This window comes from Candidatus Electrothrix sp., from assembly GCF_052785085.1.
Map to the genome: position 1 here is coordinate 1 of NZ_JALAAI010000139.1, position 9,341 is coordinate 9,341.

Genomic DNA, 9,341 nt, shown 5'->3' on the forward strand with positions numbered 1-9,341 from the left:
TCCGTGAAACATTAAAATTGCTTCCGCAAATTCCAGAAGGTATTTCTATTCAATCCATCGCTAATCAAGTAGCCGTTCTTGGGCGAGTTAATACGCCAGAAGAGGTGCTTTAATGGCGATGGTATTGTAATGATAAAGTATTTATTAATTATAAAAATAAAGAATTAAAGATGTATGGGTTACCTGTCTCAGCAGGAATACGCACAGGGACTCTACAGCACTTTCCGGCGATGCAGAGTTTGTTAGATCAAGAGCAAATTCTTCAATGTGGTGATAACAAGATAATGAATGATGGAGAACTTAATAATCCCCACACTCGTATTTATGTTACTCCACGACATCTTGTTTCAATGGCTAAATGTTGCATTCAACCCTGTGCCAAAGTGAAGTGCTTTCTCGTCCCTGTCTTTTCAAAAGATACAACCAAATCAAAATTGGTGCCACTATCTAAAGATGAAGCAGTGGCATATTTGTCAAAGCAACTTTTAAATCGCCTATTACCATACGAGTATTACGAAAGAATTATCGTCAAATTAGAAACCGGAAGACCGTATGATAACTTTTTAAATATTATTAATAGGGTCGTAGCTGATGCACCTGTATATAAGCTTATACAAAATGCTCATACTAATGTAGATACTGTTGGAATACTTGACGAACTTATTTCAACCCCTTGACATAAAAGGTGGGCAGGTGTTGTTCGATGATATTACAGTAGGTTGTGACAATATAGGTATTGTATATTCTATGGGCAAGGCTGGTTCTACAACTGTTTATAGGTCTATTATAAATGGCAACTTATTTAACTCTGTTTATAAAGTTAATTTTCTCTCTGATTTTGGTATAAAAAAAACTGAAGAACTGTACTTAGGTTTGAGAAAAAAAAGGGTTCCTAATCACCTCAAGCAGAGCAAAATACTCCGTAAAAGAATAGATAAAAGCACCAATGTCCAGTGGAAGGTAATAACACTCGTGAGAGATCCTGTTGGAAGGGAAATTTCTGAATTTTTTTATGAAATCAATCGATTTCATCCTGAGCTTGTTGACAAAAACGGAAATATAAAAGAAGAAAAGGCTGTTAAATGTTTACGGATGAAATTTAGATTTTATAATGAATCAAGAAGCTATACATGCAATTGGTTTAAGAATGAATTCGAAAGGATGTTCAATCTTGACGTATATTCATATCCTTTTGATCATGATAACGGATTTACTATTATTAAAAATGACAGTTTAAAATTATTAATTTTAAAAATGGAAAAATTGAATAGTTGTTTTAATTTTGCATTAAATAGTTTTTTTGAAAGTGAGATGGATATTGAAATTGTCAATTCTAATATCCAATCAGAACAAGAAAATGGGAAGTTGTATAAAAATGTAGTTGACAACTTTACGCTAAATCAAAACATTTGTAAAAAAATTTATTCATCAAGATATGCTAAACATTTCTACAGTAAAAATGAAATAGATGAAATGATGTATAAATGGAGTAATTGCAATATCAATTGTTAACTAACAAAAAATACAACAATATATTTTTCAGTCTACCTGCTTTCGTCGCTTTTCTGTTATGTTTTGCAGGAGCTGTTTTTTGTTTTTTTTCGTATCAAAACAAGAATAAGGGTACTGGGAATACAAGTACTTTTGTATGGTGCGGCCCCCAAAAAAAGCCTTGGCCGGTTCCAAAGCATTATCAGGGGAAATTACCGAAAAATATCCTGTTCTTTATCGGCGACGGAATGGGCATATCTCATATAACTGCCGCCAAAACAGTGAAGGGGCAGCTCAACCTCGAACGTTTTAAAACAACAGGGCTGATAACCACTCATGCCGCAAACTCCTTTGTAACAGATTCTGCTGCTGCCGCCACTGCGCTTGCAACCGGCTATAAAGTTAATAAGGGTGCTATATCATGCCGTCCTGACGGGATGTCTCTCAAAACTTTGCTTGAATATGCCCATGAAAACGGAAAGTCAACTGGCATAGTAGTGACGTCAAGCGTCACTGAAGCTACCCCGGCGAGCTTCGTCGTTCATGTACGGCACTGGAATCACTATAATCATATTGCCGAGGCCATTGCACAAAGCGGAATTAATGTCCTGTTTGGAGGCGGTTTCGCCTATTTTCTTCCTCAATCCAGTCCCAACAGCATGAGGAATGATGAAAAAAACTTGATTGCTCAACTCAGCCGAACCCATCGTATCGTTACTTCAACATCGGAATTCAGTGATTTGACCTCATCTGAAAACGTTATCGGTTTATTTGCACCAAAACATCTTCCTAAAGCAAGTAGTCGGGATATCTCATTGACTGAAATGACCAAGAGCGCATTGACAATCTTGTCAAAAAATACTCGTGGGTTTGTCCTCATAGTTGAAGGTTCGCAGATTGATTGGGCAGGCCATAAGAATGACAGCGACTGGCTCATTCAGGAAACCCTTGATTTTGATGAGGCTGTAAAAGTCGGCTTCGATTTTGCTGAACAGAATCAGTCCACCTTGCTGGTCGTTACATCGGATCACTCAACAGGGGGCTATGCACTTGAGGCCGGATCAGTGGAAGAAAAAACAATAACCGGCACTGACTTTACCACAGATTATCATACAGCTGAAATGGTCCCCTTGTTCGCCTTCGGACCGGGAAGCCGTTACTTGGGAGGTATACAGGACAATACTGATATAGGCAGAATAATGATTGATTTTGTTCGGCTGGCGAATGAACAGCCCGCAATAGGCTCATCACAAGATTGATCTGCCGACGGTATGAATGCTCAGCAACCACCATCCGATGCAATCCGGCGGCTTGGACACCTTAAACAATCACTGCACTTTATTTGGCAAAGCGGCCCGATCTGGATAGTAATCGTTCTGCTGCTTTTTATCATACAGGGTGTTCTTCCCCTGCTGATGCTCTACTTGTTAAAGCTGATCGTGGATTCTGCTGCGGCAACAGGGTTGGCGGCAGGAGATAAGACAGCTTTCGGGGAAGTCGTTTTCCTCATTGCACTTGCTGGCATGGTGTCCTTGAGTAGTGCCTTTTTCCGAAATATAAGCCAGCTTGTCAATCAGGCACAGACCCTGAAAATAGCCAACCGGGTATACTATCGTCTTCATGCAAAAACCCTTGAAGTTGATCTGGCATGTTATGAGAACGCACAATACTATGACAAGCTCCATCGTGCTCAAAAGGAGGCTCCGCACCGAACTTATCGTATCATACATGATCTGTAAAACATCTGCCAAAACGGGATTTCCTTATTAGCAATGTCGGGTCTGCTGCTTTCCTTTCACTGGGGTGTAGTTTTCGTTCTTCTGCTGGCCGCCGTCCCCGGAATCATCGTCCGCCTGAAATTCACCGATAAAATGTACCGCTGGCAACGAGGCCGCACCTCCGCCGACCGACGTTCCTGGTATTTCAAACAGGTGCTGACCGAAGACAGGTATGCCAAGGAGATTCGACTGTTTGACTTAGGGACGCTTTTCAGCGGCTGGTTCCGCAGGGACAGGGAACAGCTTATCCGAGAACGGCTGCATATCGCCACCCGACGTTCCGTTGCCGAACTGATCACGGAAGCCAGCAGCACGGTTGCGGTTTTCGGCTCATTTGCCTTTATCGCCTATCGAACCCTGTCAGGCAGCATCACCCTGGGTGATCTGGTCATGTATTATATGGCCTTCCAGCGTGCGCAAGGGTTTCTCTGGACCATGCTGCGGGGGCTGGCGGGATTGTATGAGGACACCCTGCTGATCGGAGATTTCTACGAATTTCTTGAAGTCAAACCTAAAATCACTGATCTGCCGCATCCGAAACCTGTTCCCGATCCGTTGCGGCAGGGCATCAAGCTTGAACAAATCAGCTTCAGGTATCCCGACGGCACCCGCCCCGTGCTCCGTGATATCAGCCTGACTATCCGGTCCGGCGAGCATATCGCTCTGGTCGGCGAAAACGGGTCCGGCAAGACCACCTTGGTCAAACTCCTCTGCCGCCTCTACGACCCGGATCAGGGACGAATCACCCTTGACAATACAGACATGCGCGAATGCAGGCTCACCGAGCTGCGTCGCCAGATCAGCGTGGTGCCGCAGGACTTTGCCCGGTACCAGCTCACGGCCCGGCAGAATATATGGCTCGGCAACATCGACCGTCCGCCTGACGAGCAGAAGATCATCACTGCGGCCCGGCTCTCCGGTGCCGATGCGTTCATACGCAGTCTGCCTCAAGGCTATGACACCCTGCTCGGCAGACAGTTTGAAGAGGGCGAGGAACTCAGCCTGGGACAATGGCAGAAAATCGCCCTGGCCCGCGCCTTTCTCCGCGATGCCCAGATTCTTATTCTTGACGAACCCACCAGCGCACTTGACGCCAAAGCGGAATTTGATCTGTTCGCACGCTACCGTGAACTGGCCCGAGGCCGAACCGCCGTCCTCATCAGTCACCGTCTGTCAACGGTCAGAACAGCTGATACCATCTATGTTCTGGAAAAGGGAAGAATTGTCGAGCAGGGAGATCATGACAAGCTGATGCGCCTGAAGGGTATCTATGCGCAGCTCTTTGAAAAGCAGGCTCGGCAGTATCGTTGACCGCTGCACGGAAGGCATTTTTCAGTACGGAGTTCAGCAGAGATATGATAATCTACAGAAAAGGGAGACGTGGCCCGATACAACAGAAGACGGCTCAAGGGGAGTCGTTCAGTGTAACTGAAAAGAAGAGGGATTATCATGCGTCAGGTGGCATTGAAGGAAGCGAAGAATCGGCTGGTCGAACTGATCAGGATGGTGGACGGCGGGGAAGAGGTTGTCATAACAAGAGATGACGGCTCCGGCTTTAAGATCATACCTTTTCCTGAAAAAAAGGTGCGCCCCAAATTCGGAAGCGCGGCAGGACGTATTGAAATGTCGGACAATTTTGATGAACCTCTTGAGGAATTCGAGGAGTATATGCCGTGAAACTGCTGCTCGACACACATACATTCCTCTGGTTTACAGGCGGCAGCCCAAAACTGAGCGATCATGCACGCCGACTCATTGAAAATACTGATAACGAAAAAATGATCAGTATAGCAAGTCTCTGGGAAATGGCGATCAAGGCCGGAATCGGCAGACTGAAGCTGGATCTCAGTTTCCCGGAGATCGTCAGAGATCATGTCAGAGGCAACGCTATGGAGATGCTTCATATCATGCCGGAACATTTAGAGATTGTGAGAACACTTCCGTTTCATCATAAAGATCCCTTTGACCGTCTGATCATCGCACAAAGTTACTCGGAAAACATACCGGTTCTGGGCCGGGACAGCATGTTTGACAGATACGCCGAGTTGCAGCGCATCTGGTGAGGATTACGGAATATGAAAAGATTGGACACAAGATCCGGTGACACACGCATCCGATGACGGTACGCGACATACCCCGCCAAGTCGAAACAAACAGGGCCGCAGTGACCTGTGGCGGTCAGTGCGCTCGGTTGTCCATGCGCAACGTCAGGCTCCGCCCCTGCGGAAGATGCCGCGAACCGGTCCCCCACCCCTTTCCTTCGCCCAGGAACGAATCCACCTCCTCCAGCAGCTCGAACCGGAAAATACCGCCTATAACAAATCCCTCATCAGACGCCTGAAAGGCCCCCTGAACCTCGCGACCCTGGAACAGACCCTTCAGGAAATCCTGCGCCGCCACGAGGTCCTGCGCACGACCCTGCCTGCTCAGGAAGTCCTGCCGGTTCCACCGGAGCGGATAGCGGTCACGGACTGCCGCCCGTTTCCCGATCCCGCAGCCGAGGCCCGCCGACTGATCGGCGAAGAAATACGCAGACCCTTTGACCTGGGCACAGGGCCGTTGCTGCGCACCCGTCTGTTCCGCCTGGACAGGGAAGATCATGTCCTGTTCCTCGGCACCCATCAGGTCTGCTGCGACGATCAATCGACAGGCATCCTCCTCCAGGAACTGACGACCCTGTATGCGGCCTTTGCGCAGGGACAGCCTTCACCGCTTCCTGAACCGCCTGTGCAGTATGCGGATTATGCCTGCTGGCAGCGGGACCGGCTGCAGGGCGAGGTGCTGGAAGAACAGCTCGCCTTCTGGCGGGAACAGCTCCGACCGCCGGTGCCCCGCCTGAACCTGTCAACAAGCCGCCACAGCAGAGCGATCAGCCGATCTCTGGACATCCCGGCCCGGCTGCACGACGCACTCAGAACCCTGAGCCGACAGGAGGGAACAACCCTGTTCATGACCCTGCTGGCGGCATTTCAGACCCTGCTCTTCCGCTGCACCATGCAAGAAGAGGACATCCTGGTCTTTTCCTCGGTGGGCGGACGCAACCGCACAGAGATCAGGGGCTTGATCGGCCTGTTCACCAATGTACTGGCCCTGCGCACCAATCTGTCCGCCAACCCACCATTCCGGGAACTGCTGGGCCGTGTCCGGGAAACAGCTCTGGGCGCATTCAGTCATCAGGATCTGCCTTTTGAGCAGTTACTGGACCTGCTCCATTCAGGGGCGGGACAAGCTCCGCCGCTACAGGTACTCTTTGTGCTCCAGAACGCCTCAATGCCGGAACTCGAATTACCCGGCGTGCAGGTCGAGCCGTTCCGGGTGGACACGGAGGGAACAAGTCAGTTCGATATGGTCTGGTATTTTAAAGAGACCGATGCGGGCCTGAGCGCTTGGCTGCGCTACAGAACCGAGCTGTCCGGGTTGGCAACGGTCATGGCGGAAAATATGCAGACGCTGTTGGAAGGGATTGTCGCCGACCCTGATCAGCGGCTCACGGACCTGCCCTGCCTAAGCGAAGAGGAGCGGCAGGGGCTGCCTGTGTTCATCAATCAGGATCAGGCTGTCCCGGATGCGGACAGACCCAGCACGGAAACCTATGTCGCTCCGAGAAACCCGCAGGAACAGCAGCTCGCCTCCATCTGGGAAGAGGTGCTGAAAACCGCTCCTGTGGGCATCCACGACAACTTTTTTGATCTCGGCGGCACGTCCATTGCGGCATTGACCCTGCTGCGCAGAATTCAGGAGCGTTTCGGCAGCGACCTGTCGCTGGCAACGCTTTTTCAGGCGCAGACGGTGGCGCAGCAGGCGGAGATTGTTCGAAAGCGAGGGCGGGCTTCCGCCTTGGTGCCTCTTCAACCCAGGGGATCCAAACCGCCCTTTTTCTATGTACCTCCGGCGGGCAGCACGGCGTTGGGCGGTGCAAAATTTGCACAGTACTTCGGCACGGATCAGCCCTTTTACGGGCTACAGCCGCTCGGCTTTGAAAAAGGAGAGACACCGCATAACCGGGTGGAAGATATGGCGGCGTATTATATTCAAGCGATACGGGAGCTTCAGCCGGAAGGTCCGTATTATCTGGGCGGGACATGTTTTGGTGCTCATGTAGCATTTGGAATGGGCCAACAGCTTCATAAACAGGGTGACACTGTCGAACTGCTGGCTCTGTTCGATCCCGGTTTGCCCCATCGTACCCATACAGCCGCGCCCCGGCGGAATGCTGCTACAAAAATCGTGCATTATATCAGCCGGTCATTTTTTCATTTACGACAGGGGCAGTTTCTTCGCATTGCGCTGAACTTCTTTGTCTATCGCCGTGGCTCGCTCTTCAAAAGAATTGTGTGTCTGCTTGATACTGAAAAACGTCGCATAGAGACCGTCTGGACTGCTCACTATGCCGCTCAAATGGAATATATGCCCCATGCCTATCCCGGAAAAACCGTTTTGTTTCGCAGCAGCCAATATCATGATATGGAACAGAAAGGTGAAGGCGTCTGGGCAAGAAGATGGTCAGAGTTTGCTGCCGGAGAGTTCCACTGCCATGTGATCCAGGGCACGCACAGAGAGGTGCTTGCTGGGCCGCAGTTTCAGGAACTTGCCGGGCACTTGAAAGCGTGCCTGGAAAGGGCGCAAGAACTCTCCTAATTTTCTCCTTATCGTAATCAAGAACCGGAATGCCGCTGTCGCTCAGATATTCAACAGAATCTGTCCGTGACATTCCGGCCAGCTCCGCAGCCTTGCCTAACGAAAGAAATTGTGCCTGAAAGTATTTCAGCGCGAGAAACTGCCGGGAATCGCTGACAATCCGCTCCGATGTCAGCCCGAAAAAGGAAAGGGAAGAGTATAGCTCTTGTGACATGCTGATGACAGCTTCCATTGCGTTCTCCGTGAGTTGAATTGCTGTTGCCTCCTCAATGCAGTGTGACATGGCTGTCTGATTGCGGGCAAGCCTGTTGACAAATAACCTTATCAGCTCTATCCCTGCATTACGCAAGCTCCCCCGCCTGCTGCAAAGCCATCTTCACAACCCGCTCACTGAGCCGGAATTTTTCCTGTTGCAGCTTCCGACTGATGCGATCAGGCCAAGCCGCTTTGCCGCTATCAGGATGCCGACTACGCCCATAATACTGAATCCCGCCCTTGCCGCGCTTTTTCTGGCCTTCTCCTCATCCAGCAGAATCAGATCAGCCTCAAGCTCCTTCGCCAAAACAAGAACCTCAGCCTCTCCTTCGTCGAGCACTGTCATCAGAAAATGCACCTGCGTCCGGTCACTGACCTGCTTGCGCAGAATCCACAAAGCATTTCGGACAGCTTCCGCACCCGGTTTCTGCCAGCCATCCAGCGTCACCTCTCTGAACACCGCTTCAGGAAGGTAAATTTCCTGAAACATCTCTTTGAGCAGAAACAGGCTGTCTATCTTTGCAAGACCAATGAGCACTGTGGAATCGCTGACAACCGTTTTCATGAGAGCCGAGCCTGCGCAATACTTTCTGCTGTTGCAAGCTCCCTGTTCATTTCATCTTCATCGTAATCAATGATCGGAATGCCGCTGTCGCTTAAATATTCAATAAAATCTGTCCGTGACATCCCGGCAAGCTCCGCTGCTTTTCCTGGGGAAAGAAATTTCGCCTGAAAATATTTCAGCGCAAGCAGCTTTCGTGAATCGCTGACAATCTGCTCTCTTGTCAGTCCGAAAAAAGAAAGGGAGGAATAAAGCTCTTGTGATATGTTGATGACAGCTTCCATATTGCTCTCCATTGATTACTTGATTGTTGTTCTTAGTTGAGTTGTAACATAGCTGTCTGCCTGAAGGCAAGCTTTAACCCTCTAAGACCAGTGCTGTTCCGTGCTGGCCGCTCGAATTTTCACCTGGCCGGACGGAACAGTGGTGGATATGCTGGATCTGGCGCCGGAGGCGGCAATAACCTTTGATGAGCAGAATTGGGGCGCACATGATGTTCGACGGCTCTTCAATTGATGGTTTTGTTCGCATCAACGAGTCTGATATGTACCTGAAGCCGGATTTCAATACTTTTACTGTTCTGCCCTGGAGAGACCAGAACGGCACCAATGCAGCCC

At 49.4% G+C, this 9,341-nt stretch carries 10 protein-coding genes and 2 pseudogenes; 9 read left to right on the plus strand and 3 right to left on the minus strand.

Annotated elements, in window-relative coordinates; translation table 11 throughout:
• The first annotated feature begins 239 nt into the window (after positions 1 to 239).
• From L2082_RS16695 to L2082_RS16730, 8 genes are all read left to right on the plus strand, one after another.
• Entirely contained in the window at positions 240 to 677 is a 438-nt protein-coding gene (locus L2082_RS16695) for a hypothetical protein (protein ID WP_446009818.1), read from the plus strand.
• Positions 678 to 693: 16 nt separating this feature from the next.
• Positions 694 to 1,512, plus strand: coding sequence for a putative capsular polysaccharide synthesis family protein (locus L2082_RS16700; RefSeq protein ID WP_446009817.1), 819 nt, complete (start codon positions 694 to 696; stop codon positions 1,510 to 1,512).
• On the plus strand, positions 1,494 to 2,750 hold the full coding sequence (locus tag L2082_RS16705; protein ID WP_446009816.1) for an alkaline phosphatase: 1,257 nt from the start codon (positions 1,494 to 1,496) through the stop codon (positions 2,748 to 2,750). Before L2082_RS16700 ends, L2082_RS16705 begins: the two co-directional genes overlap by 19 nt.
• 12 nt (positions 2,751 to 2,762) lie before the next feature.
• Positions 2,763 to 3,230 (plus strand): hypothetical protein, encoded by a 468-nt coding sequence (locus tag L2082_RS16710; RefSeq protein ID WP_446009815.1) that lies wholly within the window; start codon positions 2,763 to 2,765, stop codon positions 3,228 to 3,230.
• Positions 3,231 to 3,263: 33 nt separating this feature from the next.
• Positions 3,264 to 4,580, plus strand: coding sequence for an ABC transporter ATP-binding protein (locus tag L2082_RS16715; protein ID WP_446009814.1), 1,317 nt, complete (start codon positions 3,264 to 3,266; stop codon positions 4,578 to 4,580).
• A gap of 138 nt (positions 4,581 to 4,718) precedes the next feature.
• Positions 4,719 to 4,946 (plus strand): type II toxin-antitoxin system Phd/YefM family antitoxin, encoded by a 228-nt coding sequence (locus tag L2082_RS16720; protein ID WP_446009813.1) that lies wholly within the window; start codon positions 4,719 to 4,721, stop codon positions 4,944 to 4,946.
• On the plus strand, positions 4,943 to 5,332 hold the full coding sequence (locus L2082_RS16725; RefSeq protein WP_446009812.1) for a type II toxin-antitoxin system VapC family toxin: 390 nt from the start codon (positions 4,943 to 4,945) through the stop codon (positions 5,330 to 5,332). The genes L2082_RS16720 and L2082_RS16725 overlap by 4 nt, the downstream gene beginning before the upstream one ends.
• 37 nt (positions 5,333 to 5,369) lie before the next feature.
• Entirely contained in the window at positions 5,370 to 7,907 is a 2,538-nt protein-coding gene (locus L2082_RS16730) for a condensation domain-containing protein (RefSeq protein WP_446009811.1), read from the plus strand.
• 10 nt (positions 7,908 to 7,917) lie between these two features.
• On the opposite strand, the pseudogene L2082_RS16735 reads toward L2082_RS16730, so the two are convergent.
• The 3 genes and pseudogenes from L2082_RS16735 to L2082_RS16745 form a co-directional block, all read right to left on the minus strand.
• A pseudogene (locus tag L2082_RS16735) lies at positions 7,918 to 8,190 on the minus strand (UPF0175 family protein); the annotation flags it as partial.
• Between the two features lie 93 nt (positions 8,191 to 8,283).
• Complete coding sequence (locus L2082_RS16740) at positions 8,284 to 8,727, minus strand: DUF3368 domain-containing protein (RefSeq protein WP_446009810.1); 444 nt, start codon at positions 8,725 to 8,727, stop codon at positions 8,284 to 8,286.
• Positions 8,724 to 9,008: a UPF0175 family protein gene (locus tag L2082_RS16745; RefSeq protein ID WP_446009809.1), complete on the minus strand. Its 285-nt coding sequence runs from the start codon at positions 9,006 to 9,008 to the stop codon at positions 8,724 to 8,726. The genes L2082_RS16740 and L2082_RS16745 overlap by 4 nt, the downstream gene beginning before the upstream one ends.
• 194 nt (positions 9,009 to 9,202) lie before the next feature.
• Between L2082_RS16745 and L2082_RS16750 the strand changes: the two are divergent.
• Positions 9,203 to 9,341: pseudogene (locus L2082_RS16750) on the plus strand (glutamine synthetase); the annotation flags it as partial.

Excerpts from the sequence above, each read along its gene's own strand:
- L2082_RS16710 (WP_446009815.1), top strand. The coding sequence starts at position 2,763 with ATGAATGCTCAGCAACCACCATCCGATGCAATCCGGCGGCTTGGACAC.
- L2082_RS16715 (WP_446009814.1), top strand. The coding sequence starts at position 3,264 with ATGTCGGGTCTGCTGCTTTCCTTTCACTGGGGTGTAGTTTTCGTTCTT.
- L2082_RS16720 (WP_446009813.1), top strand. The coding sequence starts at position 4,719 with ATGCGTCAGGTGGCATTGAAGGAAGCGAAGAATCGGCTGGTCGAACTG.
- L2082_RS16740 (WP_446009810.1), bottom strand. The coding sequence starts at position 8,727 with ATGAAAACGGTTGTCAGCGATTCCACAGTGCTCATTGGTCTTGCAAAG.
- L2082_RS16745 (WP_446009809.1), bottom strand. The coding sequence starts at position 9,008 with ATGGAAGCTGTCATCAACATATCACAAGAGCTTTATTCCTCCCTTTCT.